The 24528-nt window shown below is 70.1% G+C and carries 26 protein-coding genes; 21 read left to right on the forward strand and 5 right to left on the reverse strand.

What is annotated here, in order from left to right:
• Positions 1-81: 81 nt before the first annotated feature.
• The 5 genes from ACVDFE_RS07160 (at position 82) to ACVDFE_RS07180 (ending at position 4978) form a co-directional block, all read left to right on the forward strand.
• Positions 82-1371, forward strand: a complete 1290-nt coding sequence (locus tag ACVDFE_RS07160; RefSeq protein ID WP_360394269.1) for an adenylosuccinate synthase — start codon at positions 82-84, stop codon at positions 1369-1371.
• A gap of 83 nt (positions 1372-1454) precedes the next feature.
• Positions 1455-2222 carry an ABC transporter permease gene (locus tag ACVDFE_RS07165; protein WP_360394271.1) on the forward strand — a complete coding sequence of 256 codons (768 nt, stop codon included), beginning with the start codon at positions 1455-1457 and terminating at the stop codon, positions 2220-2222.
• A complete protein-coding gene (locus tag ACVDFE_RS07170; protein ID WP_458429956.1) occupies positions 2207-2908 on the forward strand; it encodes an ABC transporter ATP-binding protein in 702 nt (233 codons plus the stop codon). Before ACVDFE_RS07165 ends, ACVDFE_RS07170 begins: the two co-directional genes overlap by 16 nt.
• On the forward strand, positions 2889-3857 hold the full coding sequence (locus ACVDFE_RS07175) for an ABC transporter substrate-binding protein (protein ID WP_360394275.1): 969 nt from the start codon (positions 2889-2891) through the stop codon (positions 3855-3857). Before ACVDFE_RS07170 ends, ACVDFE_RS07175 begins: the two co-directional genes overlap by 20 nt.
• A complete protein-coding gene (locus tag ACVDFE_RS07180) occupies positions 3854-4978 on the forward strand; it encodes an LLM class flavin-dependent oxidoreductase (protein ID WP_360394278.1) in 1125 nt (374 codons plus the stop codon). Before ACVDFE_RS07175 ends, ACVDFE_RS07180 begins: the two co-directional genes overlap by 4 nt.
• Here ACVDFE_RS07180 and ACVDFE_RS07185 read toward each other — a convergent pair.
• Together ACVDFE_RS07185 and ACVDFE_RS07190 are read right to left on the reverse strand one after the other, a co-directional pair.
• Positions 4968-6065 carry a glycerophosphodiester phosphodiesterase gene (locus ACVDFE_RS07185; protein ID WP_360394281.1) on the reverse strand — a complete coding sequence of 366 codons (1098 nt, stop codon included), beginning with the start codon at positions 6063-6065 and terminating at the stop codon, positions 4968-4970. The genes ACVDFE_RS07180 and ACVDFE_RS07185 overlap by 11 nt on opposite strands.
• 66 nt (positions 6066-6131) lie before the next feature.
• Entirely contained in the window at positions 6132-7679 is a 1548-nt protein-coding gene (locus ACVDFE_RS07190) for a Na+/H+ antiporter (RefSeq protein WP_360394284.1), read from the reverse strand.
• Between the two features lie 175 nt (positions 7680-7854).
• On the opposite strand from ACVDFE_RS07190, the gene ACVDFE_RS07195 reads away from it, so the two are divergent.
• From ACVDFE_RS07195 to ACVDFE_RS07210, 4 genes are read left to right on the forward strand one after another with little or no spacing between them, the layout of a single operon-like run.
• The gene (locus ACVDFE_RS07195) at positions 7855-9744 is read left to right on the forward strand and encodes a TRAP transporter permease (protein WP_360394843.1); all 1890 of its coding nucleotides are present in this window, start codon (positions 7855-7857) and stop codon (positions 9742-9744) included.
• Positions 9734-10711, forward strand: a complete 978-nt coding sequence (locus ACVDFE_RS07200; RefSeq protein WP_458429957.1) for a TAXI family TRAP transporter solute-binding subunit — start codon at positions 9734-9736, stop codon at positions 10709-10711. The genes ACVDFE_RS07195 and ACVDFE_RS07200 overlap by 11 nt, the downstream gene beginning before the upstream one ends.
• Before the next feature lie 16 nt (positions 10712-10727).
• Positions 10728-11984: a phosphoribosylamine--glycine ligase gene (gene purD / locus ACVDFE_RS07205; RefSeq protein WP_458429958.1), complete on the forward strand. Its 1257-nt coding sequence runs from the start codon at positions 10728-10730 to the stop codon at positions 11982-11984.
• Positions 11981-12889, forward strand: coding sequence for an ADP-ribosylglycohydrolase family protein (locus tag ACVDFE_RS07210; RefSeq protein ID WP_458429960.1), 909 nt, complete (start codon positions 11981-11983; stop codon positions 12887-12889). Before purD ends, ACVDFE_RS07210 begins: the two co-directional genes overlap by 4 nt.
• Here the strand turns inward: ACVDFE_RS07210 and ACVDFE_RS07215 are convergent.
• Positions 12879-13727, reverse strand: a complete 849-nt coding sequence (locus ACVDFE_RS07215) for an AraC family transcriptional regulator (protein WP_360394295.1) — start codon at positions 13725-13727, stop codon at positions 12879-12881. The genes ACVDFE_RS07210 and ACVDFE_RS07215 overlap by 11 nt on opposite strands.
• A 218-nt stretch (positions 13728-13945) precedes the next feature.
• On the opposite strand from ACVDFE_RS07215, the gene ACVDFE_RS07220 reads away from it, so the two are divergent.
• The 10 genes from ACVDFE_RS07220 (at position 13946) to ACVDFE_RS07265 (ending at position 21627) form a co-directional block, all read left to right on the forward strand.
• Positions 13946-14401, forward strand: a complete 456-nt coding sequence (locus ACVDFE_RS07220; protein ID WP_360394298.1) for a hypothetical protein — start codon at positions 13946-13948, stop codon at positions 14399-14401.
• Entirely contained in the window at positions 14398-14991 is a 594-nt protein-coding gene (locus ACVDFE_RS07225) for a DUF3558 domain-containing protein (RefSeq protein WP_360394300.1), read from the forward strand. Before ACVDFE_RS07220 ends, ACVDFE_RS07225 begins: the two co-directional genes overlap by 4 nt.
• Positions 14992-15001: 10 nt before the next feature.
• Complete coding sequence (locus tag ACVDFE_RS07230; protein WP_360394301.1) at positions 15002-16309, forward strand: WXG100 family type VII secretion target; 1308 nt, start codon at positions 15002-15004, stop codon at positions 16307-16309.
• A gap of 23 nt (positions 16310-16332) precedes the next feature.
• Positions 16333-17070: an ESX secretion-associated protein EspG gene (locus ACVDFE_RS07235; protein WP_360394303.1), complete on the forward strand. Its 738-nt coding sequence runs from the start codon at positions 16333-16335 to the stop codon at positions 17068-17070.
• Positions 17071-17163: 93 nt separating this feature from the next.
• Positions 17164-17625: an ESX secretion-associated protein EspG gene (locus ACVDFE_RS07240; RefSeq protein ID WP_360394306.1), complete on the forward strand. Its 462-nt coding sequence runs from the start codon at positions 17164-17166 to the stop codon at positions 17623-17625.
• A gap of 21 nt (positions 17626-17646) precedes the next feature.
• Positions 17647-17952: a hypothetical protein gene (locus tag ACVDFE_RS07245; protein WP_458429963.1), complete on the forward strand. Its 306-nt coding sequence runs from the start codon at positions 17647-17649 to the stop codon at positions 17950-17952.
• 1 nt (position 17953) lies between these two features.
• Entirely contained in the window at positions 17954-19126 is a 1173-nt protein-coding gene (locus ACVDFE_RS07250) for a transglycosylase SLT domain-containing protein (RefSeq protein ID WP_458429964.1), read from the forward strand.
• 411 nt (positions 19127-19537) lie between these two features.
• Positions 19538-20683: a pyridoxal phosphate-dependent aminotransferase gene (locus ACVDFE_RS07255; RefSeq protein ID WP_458429966.1), complete on the forward strand. Its 1146-nt coding sequence runs from the start codon at positions 19538-19540 to the stop codon at positions 20681-20683.
• 29 nt (positions 20684-20712) lie between these two features.
• Positions 20713-20862, forward strand: coding sequence for a hypothetical protein (locus ACVDFE_RS07260; RefSeq protein ID WP_360394313.1), 150 nt, complete (start codon positions 20713-20715; stop codon positions 20860-20862).
• A gap of 39 nt (positions 20863-20901) precedes the next feature.
• On the forward strand, positions 20902-21627 hold the full coding sequence (locus tag ACVDFE_RS07265) for a potassium channel family protein (protein ID WP_458429968.1): 726 nt from the start codon (positions 20902-20904) through the stop codon (positions 21625-21627).
• Here the strand turns inward: ACVDFE_RS07265 and ACVDFE_RS07270 are convergent.
• Together ACVDFE_RS07270 and ACVDFE_RS07275 are read right to left on the reverse strand one after the other, a co-directional pair.
• Complete coding sequence (locus tag ACVDFE_RS07270) at positions 21571-22158, reverse strand: HAD family hydrolase (RefSeq protein WP_360394319.1); 588 nt, start codon at positions 22156-22158, stop codon at positions 21571-21573. The two genes, ACVDFE_RS07265 and ACVDFE_RS07270, sit on opposite strands and share 57 nt — an antisense overlap.
• 1 nt (position 22159) lies before the next feature.
• On the reverse strand, positions 22160-23101 hold the full coding sequence (locus ACVDFE_RS07275) for a threonine aldolase family protein (RefSeq protein WP_458434287.1): 942 nt from the start codon (positions 23099-23101) through the stop codon (positions 22160-22162).
• Between the two features lie 183 nt (positions 23102-23284).
• Between ACVDFE_RS07275 and ACVDFE_RS07280 the strand changes: the two genes are divergently transcribed.
• A complete protein-coding gene (locus tag ACVDFE_RS07280; protein ID WP_458429971.1) occupies positions 23285-23803 on the forward strand; it encodes a SigE family RNA polymerase sigma factor in 519 nt (172 codons plus the stop codon).
• Between the two features lie 26 nt (positions 23804-23829).
• Positions 23830-24516 carry a hypothetical protein gene (locus ACVDFE_RS07285; protein ID WP_360394324.1) on the forward strand — a complete coding sequence of 229 codons (687 nt, stop codon included), beginning with the start codon at positions 23830-23832 and terminating at the stop codon, positions 24514-24516.
• The last annotated feature ends 12 nt before the right edge of the window (positions 24517-24528 follow it).

Raw genomic sequence — 24528 nt, forward strand, 5'->3', positions numbered from 1 at the left:
CGATTCCGTGCACGGTCATCTCCTGGTCTACCCTCGCTTACCGGCGTTCGCTCGAACCAGTCCAAGCGCTTGGAGTTTCACATGCCGGCCGTCGTGCTGATCGGTGCCCAGTGGGGCGATGAGGGCAAGGGCAAGGCCACCGACATCCTCGGTGAGCGTGTCCAGTGGATCGTCCGCTACCAGGGCGGCAACAACGCGGGTCACACCGTCGTCCTCCCGGACGGCCAGAAGTTCGCCCTGCACCTCATCCCGTCCGGCATCCTCACGCCCGGCGTGAAGAACGTGATCGGCAACGGTGTCGTGGTCGACCCCGGCGTGCTGCTCACCGAGCTCGCGGGCCTGGAGGAGAAGGGCGTCGACACCAGCGGCCTGCTGATCTCGTCGGACGCGCACTTGATCATGCCGTACCACGTGGCCATCGACAAGGTCACCGAGCGCTACCTGGGCAAGGCGAAGATCGGCACGACCGGTCGCGGCATCGGCCCCGCCTACCAGGACAAGCTCGCCCGCGTCGGCGTGCGCGTGCAGGACCTGCTGGACGAGAAGATCCTCCGGCAGAAGGTCGAGGCCGCGCTGGACTTCAAGAACCAGGTGCTGGTCAAGGTCTACAACCGCAAGGCGCTCGACCCGGAGCAGGTCGTCGACCAGGTGCTGGAGCACGGTCAGCACTTCGTGCACCGCATCGCCGACACCCGCCTGCTGCTGAACCAGGCGCTCGACCGCGACGAGATCGTGGTGCTGGAGGGTTCGCAGGGCACGCTGCTCGACGTCGACCACGGCACCTACCCGTTCGTCACGTCGTCGAACCCGACCTCGGGTGGTGCCACGGTCGGCTCCGGTGTCGGCCCGACCCGCATCAGCACCGTGATCGGCATCCTGAAGGCCTACACGACCCGCGTCGGCTCCGGTCCGTTCCCGACCGAGCTGAACGACGACCAGGGCGAGTACCTGCGCAAGCAGGGCGGCGAGTTCGGCGTCACCACCGGCCGCTCGCGCCGCACCGGCTGGTTCGACGCCGTGATCGCCCGCTACGCCTCGCGCGTCAACGGCATCACCGACTACTTCCTCACCAAGCTGGACGTGTTGTCCGGCCTGGAGAAGGTGCCCGTCTGCGTGGCGTACGAAGTGGACGGTCGCCGGGTCGACGAGATGCCGATGACGCAGACCGACGTGCACCACGCCGTGCCGGTCTACGAGGAGCTGCCGGGCTGGTTCGAGGACATCTCGCACTGCCGCACGTTCGACGAGCTGCCGGCCAACGCCAAGGCGTACGTCGAGCACCTGGAGAGCATCATCGGCGCCCGCGTCTCCGCGATCGGCGTCGGTCCGGGCCGCGACCAGACGATCGTCCGCCACGACGTTCTCGGCTGACACCGACTATCTCGAAGTACGACGCGTTTTCACGATTTGGGCGTCGTTGACGAAGGGCCACGGCTCGCCTGTAATTCAGCGCCGTGGCCCTTTCCGTTGTTCGAAAACCGACGCTGCCGCTGCGCTGGATCAGCCCGGCGGCGCTGGTTCTGCTGTGGCAACTGGCCAGCTCAACGGGTGTGCTCTCGCCAGAGAAACTGGCGTCGCCGCTGACGGTGGCGGAGTCGGCCGGTGAGCTCATCGCCGACGGCCAATTGGTCGACGCATTTCTCGTTTCGCTGGGCCGCGTTTTCTTCGGATTTCTCATCGGCGGCGTGGTCGGTGTCGCGCTGGGGCTCGCGGCGGGTCTTTCCCGGTGGGGCGAGACGCTGGTGGACCCGCCCGTCCAGATGCTGCGAACGCTCCCGCACCTGGGCCTGATCCCGCTCTTCATCCTCTGGTTCGGCATCGGCGAGGAACCCAAGCTCGCGCTGGTCGCGGCCGGTGTCGCGTTCCCGCTGTACCTGAACCTGCACTCCGGCATCCGGCAGACCGACCCCGGTCTCGTCGAGGCCGCCCGCGTCCTGGGCTACACCCGGTTCGAACGCGTCGTGCACGTCGTCCTGCCCTCGGCCGTGCCGCAGACGCTGGTGGGGCTGCGGATCTCGCTCGGCACCGCCTGGCTGTCGCTGATCGTCGGCGAGCAGGTCAACGCCGACGCCGGCCTCGGCCACCTGATCAACAACGCCCGTGAGTTCCTCCGCACCGACGTCGTCGTGGTCGGCCTCGTGGTCTACGCGCTGCTCGGCCTGTCCACCGACGCCCTGGTGCGGTTGCTGGAGAGGAGAGTGCTGCGATGGCGAGCGCGGTGACGGTGCGCGGTCTGCGCAAGGCCTTCGGGCAGCGGACGGTGCTGGACGGGATCGACCTGGAGATCGCGCCGGGTGAGCTGGTGGCGCTGCTGGGCCGCAGCGGCTGCGGTAAGTCCACGCTGCTGCGCATCCTGGCCGGCCTGGACGACGACTTCTCCGGCACGGCCCAGGTGCCCGGCACGGTGTCGGTCGCCTTCCAGCAGCCGCGGCTGCTGCCGTGGCGCAAGGTCTGGCGCAACATCGCGCTCGGCCTGCACCGGCCGGACGGCCGCCCGGTGGCGCTGAAGGCGCTGGAGGAGGTGCGGCTGCCCGACCACGCCGACGCGTGGCCGTTGACGCTCTCCGGCGGTGAGGCGCAACGGGTGTCGCTCGCGCGGGCGTTGGTCCGCGAACCCGACGTGCTGCTGCTGGACGAACCGTTCGGCGCGCTGGACGCGTTGACCCGCCTGGCCATGCACCACCTGGTGGAGGACCTGTGGGCCCGCCACCGCCCCGCCGTGCTGATGGTGACGCACGACGTCGACGAGGCGTTGCTGCTCGCCGACCGGGTCCTCGTGCTCGACGAGGGCCGGATCGTCGCCGAGCACCGCGTCACCGAGTCCCGCCCGCGCCGCCGGGCCTCCGTTGTGGAGCAACGCACCCGCGTGCTCGCCGACCTGGGAGTGGATGTTGAGACAGCTGCCTAGGAAGTTGCTCGGGCTGCTCGCCGCGATCCTGCTGACGACCGGGTGCGCCGCGACCGCGCAGGACACCCCGGCCGGTGAGGTCGTGCTGAAGGTCGGCGACCAGAAGGGCGGGGCGAAGGCGCTGCTGACGGCCGCCGGTCTGCTGAAGGACTTCCCGCACGAGCTGGAGTGGTCGACGTTCACGTCCGGTCCGCCGCTGCTCGAAGCCGCGTCGGCCGGTGCGATCGACATCGGCGGTGTCGGCAACACCCCGCCGATCTTCGCCGCCGCCGCGAACGCCAAGATCGCCGCCATCGGCGCGTCGAAGGGGCAGGTCGAGGCCGACGCCATCCTCGTGCCGGAGAGCTCGCCGCTGCGCAGCGTCAGCGAGCTGAAGGGCAGGAACATCGCGGTCGCCAAGGGCAGCTCCGCCCACGGCCAGGTGCTGCTCACGTTGCGCGCCAACGGGTTGACGACCAAGGACGTGACGCTGAACTTCCTGCAGCCCTCCGACGCCTACAGCGCGTTCACCCAGGGCAAGGTAGACGCGTGGGCGGTGTGGGACCCCTACACGGCGCAGGCGCAGCAGGAGGCCAAGGCCCGCGTGCTCACCACCGGTGAGGGCAGGTCCAACGGGTACGGGTTCCAGGTCGCCGGCCGGAAAGCCCTGGACGACAAGGGGAAGGCCCCGGCGCTCAAGGAGTACCTGATCCGCTACTACAAGGCCCAGAAGTGGGCCGACACGCACCGCGAGGAGTGGGCGAAGGCGTGGGCCGCGGAGACCGGGCTCAAGCACGAGGTCGCGCTCGCTGCGGTCAACCGCAACGGCGACCTGCCGGTGAAGATCGACGACACGCTCATCAGGTCGGAGCAGGAACTCGCCGACGCGTTCACCGAGGACGGGACGCTGCCCGGCAAGGTCGACTTCGCGAAGTTCGTCGACACGAGGTTCCAGGGAGATCTCACATGAGCATCACGCTGCACTGGTTCCTGCCGACATCGGGCGACGGCCGCACCGTCGTGGAGCACTTCCACGCGCAGCGCGCCCCCGCCGCCGGCGCCCGCCGTGAACCGGACATCGACTACCTGGCGCAGATCGCGCGGACGGCCGAGCAGGTCGGGTTCACCGGGGTGCTCACGCCCACCGGCACGTGGTGCGAGGACGCGTGGCTGACCACGGCCGCGTTGATCAGCCAGACCTCGACGCTCAAGTTCCTGGTGGCGTTCCGGCCGGGCGTGCTGTCGCCGACGCTGGCCGCGCAGATGGCCGCGACCTACCAGCGGATCTCCCGCGGCCGGTTGCTGCTCAACGTCGTCACCGGCGGCGACTCCGTCGAGCAGCAGCGGTTCGGCGACTGGCTCGACCACGACGAGCGCTACTCGCGCACCGACGAGTTCCTGGAGGTCGTGCGCGGCGTGTGGAGCGGGCAGCCCTACTCGTTCCACGGCAGGCACTACCAGGTCGAGGGCGCGACCGTGCTGCGCGCACCGGACCCGGTGCCGCCGATCTACTTCGGCGGCTCCTCCGACGCCGCGCTGCCGGTGGCCGCCGCCAGGGCCGACGTGTACCTGACCTGGGGCGAGCCGCCCGCCGACGTCGCGGCGAAGATCGCACGGGTGCGGGCGCTGACGGACCGGCCGATCCGGTTCGGCATCCGGCTGCACACGATCAGCCGCGACACCTCGGCCGAGGCGTGGGCGGCCGCGGCGCGGTTGCTCGACGCGCTGGACCCGGCTGCCGTCGCACAGGCGCAGGCGCAGCTGGGCAAGTCGGAGTCCGTTGGCCAGCAACGGATGGTGGCCCTGCACGGCGGCGACCTCAGCCGCGGTGTGCGGGGTCTGGAGATCCACCCGAACCTGTGGGCCGGGGTCGGACTGGTGCGCGGCGGCGCAGGGACGGCGCTGGTGGGCTCGCACGCGGAGGTAGCGGATCTCGTGGAGGAGTACCACTCCATCGGGATCAGCGAGTTCATCCTCTCCGGCTACCCGCACCTGGAAGAGGCCTACTGGTTCGGGGAGGGCGTGCGGCCCCTGTTGGAGCAACGCGGGTTGCTCGACGGGGACCGCACGCTCTCACTCGCTAGCGCTTGACCTTGGCCTCGACGGCCGTGTCGGGGTTGTCCGCGAACACGCCGTCGATGCCCTGCTTGAAGAACAGGTCGTACTCCTCGAAGGCCCGGCCGTACGCGGCCGGGTCGGTCGAGGAACGGAAGTCCGCCGGCAGGAACGAGTTCTCGTTGCGGAACGTCCACGAGTGCACGGCCAGCCCGAGCCTGTGCGCGTCCTTGACGACGGTCGTCGGCGCCTTGAGGAACCCGTTGGCGTCCCTGGGGATGATGATGTCCTTGGTCAGGCCCACGCCGTCGGCGTACGAGCGGACCTCGCGCAGACCGGCCGGCGTGACCAGGTCGGCGTAGGTGCGCTTGTCCCCGGCCACGACGAAGTCGTACGGCGCGCCGGACCCGTTGACCAGCTGCACGATCGGCACGCGCAGCGACCGGTTGAGCTCCTTGAGGTTCGCCACCTCGAACGACTGGACGAACACCTTGGCGCCGCGGCGGTTGAGGCCGTTGCGGTTGAGCACGTCGACGAGCTTCGGCTCCAGCGCGAGCCCGATCGACTGGAAGTACGTCGGGTGCTTGGTCTCGGGGTAGATGCCGATCTCGCGGTGCAGCTCGCGGGACAGGCGCTGGGAGAGGTCGATGACCTCCTGCAGCGTCGGCACCTCGAAGCGGCCGTCGTAGAGCGTGTTGCGGGGGCGGATCGCGGGGATGCGTTCCTTGGCGCGCAACGTCTTCAGCTCGGCGAGCGTGAAGTCCTCGGTGAACCAGCCGGTGACCGCGACGCCGTCGATCGTCTTGGTCTTCCTGCGGTCGGCGAACTGCGGCTTGGCGGAGACGTCGGTGGTGCCGCCGATCTCGTTCTCGTGCCGCGCGACCAGCTTGCCGTCCTTGGTGGGCACCAGGTCCGGCTCGATGTAGTCGGCCCCCATGCGCGCGGCGAGCTCGTACGCCGCGAGCGTGTGCTCCGGCCGGTACGCCGACGCACCGCGGTGCCCGATGACGATCGGCCCCTTGTCGTCGTGTGCGGACGCGGAGGGCAGTGACGCCACCACCGCACCCGCGAACACGAGGACCACGGCGGCCAGGCCACGGCCGCGACCCCTCTTGGGATCCATCGTTCGACCTCCCATTTCGTGTTGAGAGCGCACCCAAGCATCGCAACACGAAAAGCAGGTGAACGGTTACTCACGGGACAGTGCCGCCTCCTCCAGGTCGAGCTCGCGCAGCACCCGGAACAGCACCTCGTCGTCGATCTCGCCGGAGTCCCTGGCCTTGATGAACTCGTCGCGCTCGGCCTTCAGCATCACCCGGCGCAACCGCCGGTACGCCGCGGCCGGGCTCTCCTCGTCCTGGCGCCCCAGGCGTTCCCACGCGGCGTTGCCCCGGTGCTCGGCGAGCGACCGCAGCTGGTCGCGCACGTGGTCGGGCACCTCGTCGACCTCCTGGTCCAGCCGGTCGACCGCGGCCCGCGCCGCCCGGTGCTGCACCTGGGCCTCCGCCAGCGCGTCCTGCCGCGCGTCGTCGCCCTCGAAGCCGATCTTGCCGATCAGCCACGGCAGCGTCGTGCCCTGCAGCAGCAGCGTGGCGACCGTCACGACGAACGCGCAGAACACGATGATGTCGCGGCCAGGCACGTCCGGCGGGATCGCGGCCGCCGCGGCGAGCGTGACCACACCGCGCATGCCGGCCCACGAGATCACCGTGAGCTGACCGGTGTGCGGCGGCCGTTCCCGTTCCCGCAGCTTCTTCGACAGCCGGTACGGGATCCACGCGGCCGGGTACATCCAGGCGAACCGGGCCAGCACCGTCGCCAGCAGCACCGCAGCGGCACCGAGCAGCAGGCTCGCGTTGAGGTCGGCGGCACCGATGATCGAGGACAGCTGCAGGCCGATCAGCGCGAAGACGAACGACTCCAGCAGCACGTCCAGGGCCCGCCACACCGCCGCGTCCTGCAACCGGGTGGTGTAGGTGCCGCGCGGCGAGTGGTGACCGACGTACAGGCCGGCCACGACGACCGCGAGCACACCGGAGACGTGCGCGACCTCCTCCGCGAGCAGGTAGGCGCCGAACGGCACCAGCAGGCCCAGCGCGCTCTCCAGCACACCCTCGCAGAGCCGCTTGCGCAGGAACCTGACCACCACGCCCACGGCCAGGCCGACCGCGATGCCGCCCGCCGTGACCAGCAAGAACAACCCGACGCCCTCGACCGGGTGCATGGCGGCGCCGGCCGCGGCGGCCACCGCCACCTTGAACGCGGTCAGCGCAGTGGCGTCGTTGATCAGGCTCTCGCCGACCAGCAACGTCATCGCGCGGCGCTGGAGGCCCAGCTTGCGCCCGATGGCGACCGCGGCCACGGCGTCCGGCGGTGCCACGACGGCACCGAGGACCAGCGCGGCGGCGAACGGCAGGTCGGGGAACACCAGCTTCGCCGTCAGCCCCACCACGAGCGTCGTGAACAGCACCAGGCCGATCGCGAGCAGGCCGATCGGCCGCAGGTTCGCGCGGATGTTGAGGTAGGAGCTGTCCAGCGCGGCGCTGTAGAGCAGCGGCGGCAGCACGACCAGCAGGATCAGGTGCGGGTCGATCTCGAACTCCGGCACGCCGGGTATGAACGACACCACGAGCCCGACGGCGACCAGCACCAGCGGTGCCGACCAGTTGAGCCGACGGGCGATGGACGTGACGACCAACGCCCCGAGCAGCAGCAGCAAGACTTCAGGCCCGACCATGCGCTCATTCTGCGCAATGGCGGGAGCGCTGTCCTGCGCGTGCCGTGTGGACGGTCGCGGTGACTCTTTGCAGTTCCTTTGGATTGATCCCCTGGGGCTGTGATCGGCCCCACAGTACGGTCGGTCCGTGGCCAACCCCGACCTCGCCCGCATCGTCGCGGAGCACGACGAGGAGATGCCGTCGCGCTCGCTCTCACCCCGGTGGGAGCGGGCGCTGTGGATCGCCGGCCTGCTGATCGCACTGCTGGTGCTCAAGCAGGTGTTCTTCCCGTTCGCCAAGGGAAGCCAGTACTACCTGATCATCTTCCTCGCGGTGACGCTGCCGCTGGTGTTCCTGTCCTACGGCCGCGGGCACCAGCCGCCGTGGTGGGACTGGGTGCTGGCGGCCCTGGCGTTCGTCGTCGGCGCCTACCCGCTGTTCGGGGGCTTCGACGCGTTCCTCGACCGGCAGGGGCAGCTCACCGCGCTCGACGTCGCCGCGGGCGCCGTGCTGCTCGTGCTGGTCCTGGAGGCCTGCCGGCGCACGACCGGCTGGGTGCTCCCCGTGGTGTGCCTGGCGTTCATCGCCTACGCCTACTACGGCGGGTTCCTGCCGCCGTCGTGGTCGATCGCGCACTCCGGTGTCGACTTCTCCCAGATCATCAACGGTTTCTTCAACGACGCCAGCGGGTTCTACGGCACACCGCTCGACGTCGCCGCGACCTACATCGTGCTGTTCACGATCTACGGCGCGGTGCTGAACGCGTCCGGCGCGGGCAGGTTCTTCGTCGACATCAGCTTCGCCGCGTTCCGCAAGTCCCGCACGGCACCGGGCCGCACCGCCGCGACCGCCGGGTTCCTGCTCGGCACGGTGTCCGGCTCGGGCACCGCGACGACGGTGTCGCTGGGCGCCGTCACGTGGCCGATGCTGCAGAAGGCCGGGTACCCCAGGGAGAACGCGGGCGGGCTGCTCGCGGCGTCCGGCATCGGCGCGATCCTGTCGCCGCCGACGCTGGGGGCGGCGGCGTTCATCATCGCCGAGTACCTCCAGGTGTCGTACCTGTCGGTGCTGATCTGGGCGATCATCCCGACCCTGCTGTACTACCTGGGCATCGCGCTGGCCGTCGAGGCCGACGCCCGCCGGTTCGGCGCGCGGCCGGTCGACGTGGACGCGCCGCGGTTCCTCGACGTGCTGAAGCTCGGCTGGTACCACTTCCTGTCGCTCGGGATCATCATCGTGTTCCTGGCGCTGGACATCCCCGTCTACAGGGCGGTCGTGTACGCGACGGGCGTGGCCGCGCTGTTCGCGCTGGTCAACCACCGGCGCGACTGGCCGCGGATGGTCGCCGACTCGCTGTCGGCCGGCGTGCGCTCGGCGTTCCCGGTGATCGCGGTCTGCGCGGCAGCGGGTGTGATCACCTCGACGATCACCAAGACCGGCCTGGGGCAAGCGCTTGCGGGCTCGCTGGTGGACCTGGCGTCGGCGCTGACCTCGGAACCCGCGGTCGTGCTTATGCTCACCGCGGTGCTCGCGGCCGTCGCCGTGTCCGTGCTCGGGCTCGCGGTGCCGGTCACGGCGTCGTTCATCATCTCGTGGGTCGTCATCGGGCCGGCGCTGATCACGCTGGGCGTGGAACCGGCCGAGACCGCGATGTTCATCTTCTACTACGCGGTGCTGTCGGAGGTGACGCCGCCGACCGCGCTCGCCGCCGTCGCCGCGGCCGCGCTGACCGGCGGTGACGTCATGAAGACGATGTGGCAGACGTGGAAGTACACGCTGCCCGCGTTCCTGGTGCCGCTCGCGTTCGTGCTGACCGACGAGGGCGCCGGGCTGCTGCTGCGCGGCTCGTTGCTGGACTCGGTGTGGACGTTCGCCGCGTCCGCGCTGGGGGTCGCCGCCCTCGCCGTGCTGACGGGCGGCTGGCTGTTCGGCCCGGCGCGCTGGCCGGAGCGCCTGCTGTGCGTGCCGGCCGCGTTGTTCCTGCTCTACCTGCAACCGCTGACGATCGCCATCGGGGCCGGGTTCCTCGTGGTGGCCGTGGCGGTCCACCTGGTCACTCGTAGGAGGGTTCCTGATGCTGCGTAGGTACGCGATCGGCGCGATCGCACTGGCGCTCGTGGTTTCCGGGTGCGGCGGCAAGCGCACGCCCACGACACCGGACGCGGGCAGCGGCTCGCAGGCGTCGTGCGAGGCGTCGGACGGGCGGATCACGATCGCGACCGGCAACTCCGGCGGCGTCTACTTCGTCGTCGGCGGCGGTCTCGCGAAGCTGATCAGCGACAACTCGAAGCTCAAGGCGTCAGCGGCCGAGACCGGCGCGTCCGTGCAGAACGTCCAGCAGCTCGTCGGCGGCACGTACGACATCGCGTTCTCGCTCGCCGACACCGCCGCGGACGCCGTCAACGGCACCGGCGCGTTCACGACCAAGCAGAAGGTCTCCGCGCTGGCCCGGATCTACCCGAACTACACGCAGGTGCTCGTCAGGGCCGACTCCGGGATCAACTCGATCGCGGACATGAAGGGCAAGCGGATCTCCACCGGCTCGCCCAAGTCGGGCACCGAGGTGATCGCGGGCCGGCTGCTGAAGTCCGCGGGGCTCAACATCGACTCCGACGTCTCCGCCCAGCGCCTCGACCTGACCAAGACCGCGGACGGGATGAAGGACGGCAGCATCGACGGCCTGATCTGGTCCGGTGGCCTGCCGACGCCGCAGATCACCGACATCACCACCTCCATGAAGGACCGGGTGAAGTTCATCGACATCACCCCGCTGCTGCCGGAGATGAAGAAGATCAGCCCGGTGTACGACACGGCCAAGATCCCCGCCGCGACCTACGGCGTGGCCGAGGTGTCCACGATCGTGGTGCCGAACCTGCTCCTCGTCCGGGACGACTTCGCCGCGAACAACGCGTGCGCCGTGACCAAGCTGATCTTCGACAAGAAGGCCGACCTGGAGAAGGTGCACCCGGCCGTGAAGGACATCGACAGGGCCAAGGCGTCGGCGTCCGACCCCGTCCCGCTGCACCCTGGAGCGAAGCAGGCCCTCGGCTGAACTACGCTCAGGCACCGTGCGCGTCCTGGTCATCGGGTCTGGAGCCCGTGAGCATGCCCTTGTCCTCGCGTTGTCGCGCGACCCGCAGCTGACTGCCCTGGCGTGCGCGCCGGGCAACGCAGGCATCGCGGGACACGCCGAGATCTACGGCGTGGACGTCGCAGATGCCTCGGCGGTCGCCGGCCTCGCCCGTGAGTGGAAGGCCGACCTCGTCGTCATCGGCCCCGAACAACCGCTGGTCGTCGGGGCCGCCGACGCGGTCCGCGAGCTCGGCATCCCGTGCTTCGGGCCCTCGAAGGCGGCAGCCTGCATCGAAGGCTCGAAGGCGTTCGCCAAGGACGTCATGAACGCCGCGGGCGTGCCGACGGCCCACAGCGAGGTCGTGGACAACCCCGCCCGCCTCGACGCCGCCCTCGGGCGCTTCGGGCCGACGTGGGTCGTGAAGGACGACGGTCTCGCGGCCGGCAAGGGCGTGGTCGTCACGCCCGACCTGGCCGCGGCCCGCGCGCACGCGATGACGTTGCTCGACGGCGGCCACCCGGTGCTGCTGGAGTCCTTCCTGGACGGTCCGGAGGTGTCGCTGTTCTGCGTCACCGACGGCGTCTCCGTGGTGCCGCTGATCCCGGCGCAGGACTTCAAGCGCGTCGGCGACGGCGACGCCGGCCCCAACACCGGCGGCATGGGCGCCTACGCGCCGCTGCCGTGGGCCCCGGAAGGCCTGGTCGACGAGATCGTCGCCCGGTGCGTGCAGCCGGTGGTCGACGAGCTGCGCGCGCGGGAGACGCCGTTCGTCGGCCTGCTGTACGCGGGACTGGCGCTGACGTCGAACGGCGTGCAGGTGATCGAGTTCAACTGCCGCTTCGGCGACCCGGAGACCCAGTCGGTGCTGGCGCTGCTGAAGTCGCCGATCTCCGCGCTGTTCCTGGCCGCGGCCACCGGCACCCTGGGGTCCCTGGAGCCGTTGGAGTGGGAGAACGGCTACGCCGTGACCGTCGTGGTCGCCGCGGAGGGCTACCCCGGCCGCCCGCGCACCGGTGACGTGATCACCGGCTCCGACGCCGACGGCGTGCTGCACGCGGGCACCCGCCGCCGCGAGGACGGCGCCGTGGTGTCCGCAGGCGGCCGCGTGCTGTCCGTCGTGGGCACCGGCAAGTCGTTGGCGAAGGCCCGTGAGCGCGCCTACAAGAGGGTGGCCGACATCCACCTGACCGGCTCGCACCACCGCACCGACATCGCGCTGAAGGCCGTCGATGACCAGATCACGGTGCCGTGAGCCTGCTCGGGTGCGTCCTGGGAGGCGCCGTCGGTGACGGTCTCGGTGCGCCGATCGAGTTCTCCTCGATCGACGTGATCCGCCGCCGGCACGGCCCGGACGGTGTCGTCGACCTGCCGTCGCTGGAGATCACCGACGACACCCAGATGGTGCTGTTCACGCTGGAAGGCCTGCTGCTGGCCCGCCAGCACGGCGTGGACCCGCTGCTGACGGTGCGCGCCGCCTACGGCCGGTGGCTGCACACCCAGGGCGGCCCGCCGGTGGCCGACGACGGCTGGCTGATGTCCGACCGGCGCCTGCACTCACGCCGCGCACCCGGTCACACGTGCATCACCGCGTTGAAGCACGGCGAGAAGAACGACTCGAAGGGCTGCGGCGGCGTCATGCGCGCCGCCCCCGTCGCCGTGTGGTCCCCGGACGTGCGCGAGGTGTTCACCCTGGCGGTGGGGACGGCGCGGATGACCCACCACCACCCGAGCGGCTACCTGTCCGCGGGCGTGCTGGCGGCGGTCGTGCGTTCCCTGCTGGACGGCGCCGACCTCCTGTCGGCCGTGGCCGTGGCCCGCGCGGAACTGGTCCGCTGGGACGGCCACGAGGAGCAGACCACGTTGCTGGACAAGGTGGTCGGCCTCGGCCCCCTGACACCGGAGCAGGTCGAGTCCGAGCTCGGCGGCGGCTGGGTCGGCGAGGAGGCCCTCGCCATCGGCCTGCACGCGGCCCTCGTGGCCCCCGACTTCGCCACGGCCGTGCGCCTGGCCGTGAACCACTCCGGCGACAGCGACTCGACCGGTTCCATCTGCGGCAACCTCCTCGGCGCCCGCGACGGCGCCGAGGCGGTGCCCGACCAGTGGCTCGCCGTCCTGGAACTGCGGGACGTCATCGAACGCCTCTGCCTCAGCTGGTGACCGGAACCCACAGCTCGGCCTTCGCCGTGTCCCCGTGGATCTCGGTCCGCAGCATCGTCGGCCCCTCGGCGCTCTCGTAGCTGTTCGACGGGAACCACTGCGTGTAGACGTCCCGCCACATGTATTGGATGCTCTCCGGGTACGGCCCCTCGGTCGTGAACACCGCCCACGTGCCCTTCGGCACCGTGACGGTCTCCATGTCCTCCGGCGCCTCCGCGGTCGTCACCACACCGTGGAAGTAGTCGAGGTGGTCACCCTCCTCGTTGCCCTCCTGGTTGCTGGTCAACGCCACGAGCCCACGCGGTTCGCTGTCGCTGAGCTCCTTCATCCGCTCCAGCACCGGCATCCCGATGCCCTTGACGAACTCCACGATCGCCGGGTTCATCCCCAGGTGCACCAACGGCACCCGCGTCCCCCGCCCGACCACCCGGAACCCGTCCCTCTCGACGACCCGGTACTCCATGCTCGCACTCCCCTCCACGATCAACTTGAATGTCAGCACCTGCTGCGACTGCAACGGCTTCCTGGTGCTGCGCGCCTCCTGCGGCCCAACCCCGTGCATGGCCCTGAACGCCCGCGCAAAAGCCTCGTTGGACCCGTAACCCCACCTGACGGCCACGTCGAGCAACGACATCTGTCCACTGAGGACCTCACTCGCCGCCCTGGTGAGCCGCCTGCGCCTGATGTACTCGCTCAGCGGAATCCCGGCGAGCGCCGAGAACATCCGCCGGAAGTGGTACTCCGAACTGCCCGCGATCCGCGCGAGCTGCTTCACGTCCACCTCGCGGTCGAGGCTGTCCTCGATGTGGGCCATGGCCTGGTTGAGTCGTTCCAGCACGCGACCAACGCTATGGGCTCCCCCGGTAGCGCACCCGACTTCCTGTGCCCGGTTCGGTCGCCCCGGTTCTTGGCACGTTCTGCCAGCGCAAACGAACGCTGAGTGACGTGGAACCAACTGGGGGTGGTCTTCGTCGAACTACAGGTGCGTCTTACGCGGGCGTTGGTAGCCTGCGAAGCGAGACCGAACCGTCACCAACCGTACGGGGGTAGGACGTCGTGACACAGGAGAACGCGGGGGCGGATGCCGTTCTCGGTGCCGCTGCGGCAATGGGTGGCGCTATCGGGGCCGCGGTGGGCGCCTTCCAGGTCGCCTCTGCCGCGTTGGACAAGATGTCCGCAGGTCCCGCGACACAGCACTTCAAGGTCAACGAGAAGAACGTCCTGAAGGCCGGCGCGCTCATCCACGACCAGGCCAAGGTGCTCGAGACCAAGCTCGGGCTCGTGCAGAGCGATCTCAAGATCCCCGCCGACGCGGGCACCGGCGGGCGAGTGGGCGCCGACATCGCCAAGGCGTGGAACAGCCGGCTGGTCGGAGGCTCCGACACCTATGCGGGACGGGTCGAAGCATATGTGAAGAGCCTGAAAGCTCTGTCGGACCAGCTGCGAGACGCGGCCACGCAGTACAACATCAGCGAGGAAGACATCACCGCGACGTTCGGACCGAAGGCGTGAGCAAGAAGTACATCGGACCAGTCGTCGCGGCCCTGCTGCTGGTGACGGCCTCGGCGTGCACCGGCACCGGGGAAGCGGGCAAGCCCAACCCGGAGCCGCCCACGACGACGGCGACTTCGCAGGCGACGAAGAAGCTCCCCGCACGCCCCGCTGACCTCAAGGTGACCGGCGTCGAGCCCTGCAAGCTCCTGACCGCTGATCAGATGAAGCAGGTCAAGATCGCGGAGGGCTCCTCCCAGCAGTCGAAGATGGTCGACAGCACGCCCATGCCCGCCTGCTTCTTCAGCAACAACCTCACCTACTCGTACCTCGCCGTCCTCGCCACCAACAAGGGCGTCGACTACTGGCTGACCGAAGGTGGGAACGTGACCGCCGACGTGATCGACGTCGCCGGGTACGGCGCTGCTGAGATCAAGCTCGTCGGTGTCGACGCCGTGGACTGCGCGGTCGCCGTGGACGTGGCCGAGGGCCAGCAGCTCATCGTGGACTACAAGCCGGACAGCGCTGTCAAGGAGACCCAGCAGCAGCTGTGTGACAAGGCGAAGAAGGCCGCCGGCCTCGCGCTGGACACGCTCAAGACGCTGAAGTGAGGGGGAGGCAATGTCTGGATATCACGATCTGACCGACTGGAACTTCGACGGCTGGTCGAACGGTGAGCTGGCCGCAGAGGTCAACCGCCTCAACAACGGTGATCTCGGCCGGAAGTTCTCGACGGCCTCCGATGCGCTTCGCGACCTGGCCGGCACGCTGAAGTCGGTCGACGACGAGCTGCAGCTGCAGCTCAAGGAGCTCGGCATCAACTGGGACGGCGCGGCCGGCCAGCACGCCCAGGACAAGACCCAGGCCTCCACCAAGGTCGTCGCCGAGGCAGGTGAGGCGACGACGCAGAACTCCGACGCGATGGCGCGGCAGCAGGAGAGCACGAGCCAGGCCCGCTACCGGTCGCCGGAGGAGGAGAAGCTGCACGGTGACACCGAGCGGAACCTCGGCGACAAGCTCGGCGGTCTCGTCGGCTATGAAACCGACCACGCCGCCGAGGTGGCAGCGACCAACAAGGCGCGCCAGCAGGCCATCGACGCGCTGAACGGGTACGTCGGCGGCAGCCAGGGCTCCCTGAACGACTTCCGGCCGCCGCCTCAGGCACCGGAGATCGTGGTGAGCAGCGCCCCGTCCTCCACCTCCGTCGGCCACGCGGTCGGCATGCCCCACTCCACCCCGCCCGGAGTCACCGGCGGTCCCGGCTTCACCGGCACCCCCGGCTCACCGGGCTCCCCCGGCGTCCCCGTCGGCCCCACCCCGAACATCCCCGGCAGCACCACCGGCATCCTCCCCGGCACCTCCACGCCGGGCACGATCGCCGCAGGCCCCGGCCTCCCCAAGCCCTTCGGCTCCCCGCTCCCGGTCGCGGCCACCGCCGCCACCGCAGCGGCCGCCGGCCTGGCGGGTGCCGCGGGCAACGCGCGCGGGCCGCAGGTCGTCGGCGGTGGGCGCGGGCCCAGCCAGGCGCCCAAGACGCCGATCGCCTCGACCGGACCGAAGGGTGCTCCGAGCACCATCGGCGGCGGTGGCAAGGGTGGTCCCGGCGCGGGCGGCGGCCCCGGTGGCGCGGGTGCCGGCGCGAGCGGCACGGGTGCGGCCGGCAAGGGCGTGCCGGGCAGCATGACGCCGGGTGGCTCCACGGGTGTCGGCCCCGACGCGAACCGGCCCGGTGCGGCCGCCGGGAAGGGTGGCGCCGTCGCCGGCAAGGGGTCCGGCTCGCTCATGTCCCCCGCGGCCGGTGCCGCCAAGGGCGAGGGCGACGAGGACAGCGAGCACGTGCGCAAGTACGGCGTCGACTCCGACGACGTGTTCGGCGACGAGCGCATGGTGGTGCAGTCGGTGATCGGCGAAGAACCGAAGGACAAGTAGATCCCTTGAGCTCACCAGGTTCCGTGGTTCTGTCCACAGTGGAGTTCGCCGTGGTCTGGGAGGCGCAACGCCTCCCGGCCGCCCACGTCGCGCTCGACACGCGGATTCCCTCCATCACCCACACCGAGAAGGCCGAGGTGGTGAAACGGGCCTGGGAGTCGCTCGAAGCGCGCGGCCTGGCCGGCAACGGCCGGGTCGTGCCCGAGCTCGCCGACGGGTTCGCGTTGCTCGCGAACGCGCCGATGTCGATCGACCTGTGGGTCTGGGCCGACCGGCAGATCAGCGGGCTCGCCGCTGCCGTGGGCGACGAGGCCATCCTCGCCGTGCAGGACCGCGACGAGATGTGGCTGATCGAGGCACGCGGCACGGCGCTGGCCGAGGCCGCCGTGTCCGTGGCCGGTGAGATGCCGGCCGGGTACGGGCGTTCGATCAGCCTGCCGTACGACGACCTCGTGGCCGCGGCCAAGGACGTCGGGCAGGACGCCCAGCGCATGATCACCACTTTGGAACGCCAGGGCATGCGCCTCGGCGACGCGCAGGAGCTCGCCGCCATGCTCGACGGCACCTCCACCCGCGGGCAGTTCGGTGCGCAGCGCAACGGACAGCGCGCGGGACGCGTGGTCTCGTTCCACGACACGCACAACGGCCGCTACCTGCGGCAGCTCAAGCCCAGCAGCGACGGCCGCAAGTGGTGCACCATCACGCCGGTCGACAACCACCGGCTCGCCGCCGCCGTTTGGGAGCTCCTCCAGGAAGTGTGACCACGGAACCCCCGCGCTCGCCCGTGCGTCGTAACGCACGCGGGCCTGGGGGGCCAGGGGACGTCGCCCGCGACATGCCGGGAGAGTTCCGCCGTGAGAGCAGCACTCACCCCGTCCGCGTTCCGCGCGGCGTGGGACCACCTCGACCTGGGCGCGATGCCGATCGTGCTGCACGCGCCAGAGTCCACTGTGGAGTCTGACGAGCTGGACCCGTGGCTCGCCAAGGCCTTCCACCAGCTCGCGACCCCCGCACTCGCCCTCGACCTCCGCCTCGGCATCGGCAGCACGTCGACGCGCGCCATGGTCGTCGCCGGCGGGGTCAGGGCAGTGCTCACCCGCGACGAGGTCGTGGTCGACGAGGTGGCCGACATGGCGGCCGCACTCGTCGAACTCGTTCCGGAGCAAGGTGTTCGCGCCTGGATCGGTGCCATCGCCACACATGGCGGGCGCCGGTGCCGGCTCGACGTGATCGTGGACGAGGACATCACCCGACCGGCGTTGAAAGGGCGAATCGACGCCCTGCTCGACTCAATTCGTTCTAAGGTCTCCGAGTAGACATCGAGGGGGTACGTGCGCATGGCTGTGGCGAAGTTCAACAGCGAAGCCATGGAACAGTGCCGAACAACCGTGAGCAGTCAGGCCGGACAATTCGGCGCGATCGGTGACGGCTTTTCCAATCAACACGGCAATTCGGACATCTTCGGAAAGTTCGGCGCCTCCGCGGCGATCTTCAGTGCGGTCAGTGCAATGGACCAGGCGGGCGCGCAGGAGTTCGCAGCGGCGGAGAAGGTGCTGCGCAAGGTGGAGAGCGCACTCGACGCGATCCAGTCCAACGTGGCCGCCGTCGAGGACGCCAACCGGAACTCCTTCAGGGCGGTGTGACGTGAGCGCGATGGACGAGGTCGCGGGCCTGCCCGGCGGCGCACCGCTGGCCGAGTTCGCTGACAAGGTCGAGAACGCCCAACCGCAGGCCGTGCGCGACATCGCCACCCGCTGGAAGCAGGCGGCCGGCAAGTGCGGCGACCAGTCGAACGTGCTGCAGCGGTCCGTCTCCCAGCTCGACGGCGCCTGGGAGGGCAAGTCGGCCGACGGTTTCGTGGCCTACATGGGCAACGTCACCAGGTGCGGCACCGCAATGACGGACGTGCTCAACGGCGCCGCGGCCGACCTGGAGGCGGCCGCGAACGCGTTGGAGACGGCGAAGAGCGCCATGAGCCGCATCTGCGAGAACCTGCTGAGCCGCGCCCGCCAGGTCCGCCGGCAACTGCACGGCCAGCCGCAGGAAGACGTCGACAGCATCATCCGCAGCTACTGCGCCGAAGCCGTCGCCGACGCACAACCCGTTGTCGCACAAGCAGAAAGCTCCTTGAGTGCAGCCGCCGGCGCCCTCAAGGGCCGCCCCGGCGCGCTGGCACCGAAGTTCTCGGCCGTCGAGGACCCGAACACCCAGACCTTCACACCCGCGCCCGGCAAGCCCGTGGAGTGGACCGCGACCCCGCCGCCGGACGACAGCACGACCACGTCCAGCTCGGACGCGAAACCGGCGCCCGTCGAGGACCGCGGCGGTGGCGGGGGTGGTGCTTCCGGTGCTTCCGGTGGAGGTGGCGGTGGTGCTTCCGGTGGAGGTGGCGGTGGTGGCGGCGGAGGTGTTGGTGGCATGGGTCCCAGCGGTGGTCCGCCGTCGGGCAGCCCGCCGCCCGGCAACGTCGAGGAGTGGATCCGCGAGGCCATCAAGATCCTGCAGGCCAACGGCATCCCCGTCACCGAGGACAACATCGACGAGATCTGGAAGATCATCGAGAAGGAGTCCAGCGGCAACCCGCACGCCATCAACCTCTGGGACTCGAACGCGCAGAAGGGCACCCCGTCCAAGGGCCTCATGCAGTGCATCGACTCGACGTTCAACGCCCACAAGCTGCCCGGCCACGACGACATCTGGAACCCGGTCGACAACATCATCGCCGGCGTCCGCTACACGTTCTCGCGCTACGGCGGCTTCGAAGGCCACCCCGGCCTGAAGGCGATGTCCCAGGGCGGCGGGTACCAGGGCTACTGATTCATCACTCGAACGAGTGAGCTTTGTCCGGAACCCGGCGCATTTCCGTCTGTGTTTGCATGACGGAAATGCGCCGGGTTCGTTCGTGCTCACCCGATCGAGTGGGCTTTGTCCTGATTCGCCCGCTCGCTCGCCCCGCAAAGGGGAAACGCGGGGAGGGCGGCCGGGAGGCGAATGGGAGGAATGGTCGGTCGGATGCGGCTCGCGGCGAGCGGCCGATAGAACGGTCTGCGGTGCGACTTCGAGGGAAACGGTTCGAGTGGAGGCGGCGCGGAGGTCCGGTGCCGGTGGGTCTGGTTAGCGCAGGTGGTGGCGTTTGGACCCGGTGGTGGATGTGCGTGTGTGCAGATGTGTGGGTGTGCGCCCGAGGTCTCAGGCCCCACCGGCCCGCAGGCGAGTTAGCCTGGCGCCATGCTGACCGTGGCTGCTCGCGCTGACGTCCCGCCGTTCCACGTCATGGACGTGCTGTCCGCCGCCGCGCAACGGCAGCGCACCCACGGGGACGTGGTGTCGCTGGCCGCTGGGCAGCCGTCGAGTCCGGCGCCGCGGCCGGTGCGGGATGCCGCGGTGCGTGTGCTGGGAGAGCAGGCGCTGGGGTACACCGAGCAGTTGGGGGTGCTGGAGTTGCGGGCCGCCATCGCCGGGCACTACCGGCGGCAGTACGACCTGGCGGTCGGGGCTGAGGACGTGGTGGTGACGACCGGGTCGTCGGGGGCGTTCACATTGGCGTTCCTGGCGGCGTTCGACGTCGGGGACCGGGTGGCGTTGGCGCGGCCGGGGTACCCGGCTTACCGGAACATCCTGAAGGCGTTGGGGTGTTCGGTGGTGGAGTTGGCGTGCGGGCCGGCGACGCGGTTCCAGCCGACGGTGGAGATGCTTGCCGCGGAGCACGCTGTCGCGGCGCTCAAAGGGGTCATCGTCGCCAGCCCCGCGAATCCCACCGGGACGGTGGCCGACATCGCGCCGATCGCGCGGTGGTGTGCGGACAGCGGTGTGCAGTTGATCAGTGACGAGATCTACCACGGGATCAGCTACGGGGAGCCGTTGGCGTGTGCGTGGGAGACGTCGCGGGACGCGGTGGTCGTGAACTCGTTCTCGAAGGCCTTCGCGATGACCGGGTGGCGGCTGGGGTGGATGTTGCTGCCGGAGCGGCTCAGGCGGGCGGTGGACTGCCTGACCGGCAACTTCACGCTGTGTCCGCCCGCTTTGTCACAGTTTGCGGCGATTGAGGCGTTTCACCCGGATTCGTACGCGGAAACCGCAGGGCACCTGGAGCGGTACCGGGTCAACCGGGACCTGCTGGTCGACGGCCTCACCAGCCTCGGGATCGGGGAGCTCGCGCCGGCCGACGGGGCGTTCTACGTGTACGCGGACGTGCGGCACCTGACCGACGACTCGATGGGGTTCTGCCGCAGGCTGCTGGACGACACGGGGGTCGCGATCGTGCCGGGCATCGACTTCGACCCGGTCGACGGGCACCACTTCGTGCGGATGTCGTTCGCGGGTTCAACGAACGACGTCGAGGAAGCGTTGAGGCGGTTGAAGGCCTGGCTGTAGAGCAACCAGAAGAACAGGGGAGACACCACATGTGGGCGATCATCGGCTGGCTCGTCGCGATCTGGGTCGTCCTCGCCGTCGTCGGCGCCGTCGTGAAGGGCCTTTTCTGGCTCGCCGTGATCGGAGTGCTACTCCTCGTGGGCACGGTGGCTTATGGCGCGGTGAAATCGCGGCGCTAGCCCCTGGAACAATGCCGCCGCAACATTCACCATGGAGCGGTGTTGCAGTCCAGCGAGGCCCGCCTGGAACGGTGGGAGCGCAAGGCGGAGTGGCCGTTGACGGCGCTCGCCGTGCTGTTCCTCGTCGTTTACGCGTTCCAGGTGCTCGACGACCACGTGTTCCTGCACGTTCCGGTCGAGGTCGTGTTGTGGCTGATCTGGGCGGTGTTCGCGGTCGAGTTCGCGGTCAGGTTCACGCTCGCCGTCGACAAACCGCGGTTCCTGAAAACGCACCTGTTCGACCTCGCCGCGGTGTTGCTGCCGATGATCAGGCAGTTGCGCGTGCTGCGGTTGATCACCGTCATCACGCTGTTGAACAAGAAGTTCCAGCACAAGATCCGCCGGCGCGTCAGCATTTACGTCGCGGGGGTCACGGCCATCGTCGCTTTTTGCGCGAGCCTTGCCGTGCTCGACGCGGAAAGGCACGCCGAGAACGCGAGCATCACGACGTTCGGTGACGCGTTGTGGTGGACGCTCACCACGATGTCGACGGTCGGGTACGGCGACCGCTACCCGGTCACGACCGAGGGGCGGCTCGTCGCCGGGCTGCTCATGGTCGGCGGCATCGCGTTGCTCGGTGTCATCACCGGGACGATCGCCAGCTGGCTGGTCGAGAAGCTGCGCGGCGTCGAGGAGGCGGAGCTGGAGACGGTGCGGGAGCTCAGGAACCTACGCGCCGAGATCGCCGAGCTCCGCGCGGAGCTCAACGCGCGCAGCGGCGGCTGACGTCCACAGCCGCGCGTCGATGCCCGCGGCCAGGGCGCCGTCGACGTTGACCTGGCGGTCGTCGTAGAACACCAGGTCCGAGCTGCCCACGACGTCCTTCAGCCGCTGCCAGATCACCGCGTCCGGCTTGGCGCACCCGAGGTCGCCGGAGAAGACCAGGTGCCGGAAGTGCTCGGTCCACGGTTCCTCCTCCGCGAGGCGCGCGAACGTCACCGGCGCGTTCGACAGCAACGCGAGCGGCACCCCCGCGGCGGCCAGGTCCGCGATCAGGGCGACGGTGTCCGGCACCGGGTCGGCCAGCCAGCCCGCGTTGTCGAGGGCCGTCAGCTCCTCCACGTCCACCGGCACGCCCAGCCGCGACCCGATCCGGCCCCAGTAGTCCGCGTCGGAGCCGCCGCGGTCGTAGGCGTCGCGGTCCCAGTACACGGCCTCGAACGCCTCCACGGACACCCCGAGCCGCGCGGCCATGCCGGGAATCCCGGGGTTGCGCTGGCTGATGACCTCACCGAAGTCGAACACGACCCAGCGCATCTCAGGCACCTTCCCGAACCCGGCGGAGCACCTCGGTGATGTCCGCTGCGGTCACGTCGCCGTGCGTCACGAACCGCACCTTGCCCGACATCGGGCTCGCGAGCACGCCGGCCTCCCGCAACGACAGCAGCGTCTTGTCCAGGTCCGGCACCGCCGCCAGCACGATGTTCGTCGCGGGTTCCGCGACCTCCCAGCCGATCGACCGCAGCCCGGAGGCCAGCGCAGCGGCGTTCGCGTGGTCGTCGGCCAGCCGGGCGATCCGGTCCAGCGCCACCAGCCCGGCCGCGGCCAGCACACCGCCCTGCCGGACCCCGCCGCCGAGCATCTTCCGCACCCGCCGCGCCTCGACGATGAACGACGCCGACCCGGCCACGACCGACCCGACCGGCGCGCCCAGCCCCTTCGACAGGCACACCTGCACCGTGTCCACCCCGGCGGTCAGCGCCGTCAACGGCACCCCGAGCGCCACCGACGCGTTCCACAGCCGCGCCCCGTCCAGGTGCACGGCCAGCCCGACCGACCGCGCCGCCGCCACCAGGGCGGCATGACCGGCGACCGGGGTGAGCGCGCCACCGGCGGCGTTGTGGGTGTTCTCCAGGCACAGCAGGGTCGACCGCAGCCCGTAGTACGGCGACTCGCCGCCGCCCGCCGCGACCACGGCCTCCGGGGTCATCGAGTGCAACGCGTGCGGCATGCCGCCGGCCAGCCACGCCGCCGTGCCCAGCTCCGCGTCCAGCACGTGCGCGCCGAGCGGGGCCAGGAACCGGTCACCGCGGTCCAGGTGCAGGAACAACGCGATCAGGTTGCCCATCGAGCCCGACGGCACCCACAGCGCGGCCTCGACGCCGAGCAGCCCGGCGACGCGCTCCTCCAGTGCGGCCATCGTCGGGTCGTGGTCGAGCACGTCGTCGCCGACCTCGGCCGCGGCCATCGCGCGACGCATCTCCTCGTCCGGGCGGGTGACGGTGTCCGAGCGCAGGTCAATGGGTGTCACGACCCCGATCACATCACATCCGGCTCACGACCGAGGGGGTGATGTGGCTCTCCCCCTGGGTTCGTGCAACCGTGGGGCCCCCGGATTCCGTCCGGTCAGTGCAACTCGAGGAACGAGCGGAGAGCAGTCCGCGTGGATCAGCGCGACGAGCAGGAGTTCGCGGAGTACTTCGTGGCTCGCCGTGAGGCCGTGCGCCGAACGGCATACCTGCTGTGCGGCGACTGGCACCGCGCTGACGACTTCGCGCAGACCGCGTTCGTGGCACTGCACAGGAGGTGGCGGAAGATCCGGGACAAGCAGGCCCTCGACGCCTACGTCCGGCGCAGCGTCGTGCGCGCGGTGATCGACGAGTCACGGCGTCCGTGGCGGCGCGAGAAGTTCACCGACGAGCTGCCGGAGACGCCGGCCCTCGACCACGAGGTCGGCGACACGGTCGCGACGCGCGAGGCGCTGATGAAGGGCCTGCGCAGGGTTCCGCCGCGGCAACGGGCGGTGCTCGTGCTGCGGTTCCTCGAAGGGCTCGACGTGACGGCCACCGCCGAGGTGCTGAAGTGCTCGGAAGGAACTGTGAAGAGTCAGACCGCCCGCGGGCTGACCGCACTGCGGGAAGCGCTCGGCAGCGCGATCGACGACCTGCGACCGGCGTCATGACGGCGACCAGCGGAAGGAGGCTGTAGGTGGACGAGAACAAGCTCGCGGACCTGTTCCGCGACGCCGCGCACGACGCACCACCGGCGGCCTTCGACGTGTCGGACGTCCGCACCGCGTCGCGCAGGGCCACCCAGCGCAGGCGCAGCGCGATCGCCGGCGGCACCGCGCTGGTCGTGGTGCTCGGCTTCGGCGGCGTCCTGGCCGGGACGAACTGGGTGAACCAGGACAAAGGCGCCGAGTCCGTCGCCGGTGCTGGCCAGGCGGGGGACAACTCGGCACAATCGCCGCTGTCCGCTCCGGTCGACCCGCCGAACATGCAGACGAAGAACTTCCCTGGTGACGTGTCCACGCAGGGGGACACGGCCACGCCGGGAAGCGCCGACCCCAGTGTCGGCGAACGCGCGGTGCAGGGCTGCGCGGAGGTGGACCGGGAGCTCGCCGTCGCCCTCGCCGGAGAGCTTTCGGTCCCACCCGCTGACGCCGTCCCGCCGACCGTCAGCTGCGCGCCGTCGTCGCGCTCGGCCGCGTTCAAGGTCGACGGGCTGACGATCACGGCCATCGTCACCCCGAGCGAGTTCACGGCACCCGACCGCGCCGACACCGCGGTGGTCAAGACCGGCAAGGGCCAGGACCTCTACGTCTTCACGCAGGGCGACGGCGAGCTGAAGGGGCAGGCAACGCGGGTCGCGGACGCACTCGCGTCCCGGTTCTGACCAGGCCGCGCC

This window comes from Lentzea chajnantorensis (assembly GCF_054300775.1).

Bases quoted from the DNA above. Each gene is read 5' to 3' on its own strand.
- ACVDFE_RS07160 (WP_360394269.1), top strand. From the start codon at position 82: ATGCCGGCCGTCGTGCTGATCGGTGCCCAGTGGGGCGATGAGGGCAAG.
- ACVDFE_RS07255 (WP_458429966.1), top strand. From the start codon at position 19,538: ATGCTGACCGTGGCTGCTCGCGCTGACGTCCCGCCGTTCCACGTCATG.
- ACVDFE_RS07260 (WP_360394313.1), top strand. From the start codon at position 20,713: ATGTGGGCGATCATCGGCTGGCTCGTCGCGATCTGGGTCGTCCTCGCC.
- ACVDFE_RS07245 (WP_458429963.1), top strand. From the start codon at position 17,647: ATGGCTGTGGCGAAGTTCAACAGCGAAGCCATGGAACAGTGCCGAACA.
- ACVDFE_RS07190 (WP_360394284.1), bottom strand. From the start codon at position 7,679: ATGGTCGGGCCTGAAGTCTTGCTGCTGCTGCTCGGGGCGTTGGTCGTC.
- ACVDFE_RS07185 (WP_360394281.1), bottom strand. From the start codon at position 6,065: ATGGATCCCAAGAGGGGTCGCGGCCGTGGCCTGGCCGCCGTGGTCCTC.
- ACVDFE_RS07195 (WP_360394843.1), top strand. From the start codon at position 7,855: ATGCCGTCGCGCTCGCTCTCACCCCGGTGGGAGCGGGCGCTGTGGATC.
- ACVDFE_RS07170 (WP_458429956.1), top strand. From the start codon at position 2,207: ATGGCGAGCGCGGTGACGGTGCGCGGTCTGCGCAAGGCCTTCGGGCAG.
- ACVDFE_RS07175 (WP_360394275.1), top strand. From the start codon at position 2,889: ATGTTGAGACAGCTGCCTAGGAAGTTGCTCGGGCTGCTCGCCGCGATC.
- ACVDFE_RS07180 (WP_360394278.1), top strand. From the start codon at position 3,854: ATGAGCATCACGCTGCACTGGTTCCTGCCGACATCGGGCGACGGCCGC.
- ACVDFE_RS07230 (WP_360394301.1), top strand. From the start codon at position 15,002: ATGTCTGGATATCACGATCTGACCGACTGGAACTTCGACGGCTGGTCG.
- ACVDFE_RS07270 (WP_360394319.1), bottom strand. From the start codon at position 22,158: ATGCGCTGGGTCGTGTTCGACTTCGGTGAGGTCATCAGCCAGCGCAAC.
- ACVDFE_RS07200 (WP_458429957.1), top strand. From the start codon at position 9,734: ATGCTGCGTAGGTACGCGATCGGCGCGATCGCACTGGCGCTCGTGGTT.
- ACVDFE_RS07275 (WP_458434287.1), bottom strand. From the start codon at position 23,101: ATGCGTCGCGCGATGGCCGCGGCCGAGGTCGGCGACGACGTGCTCGAC.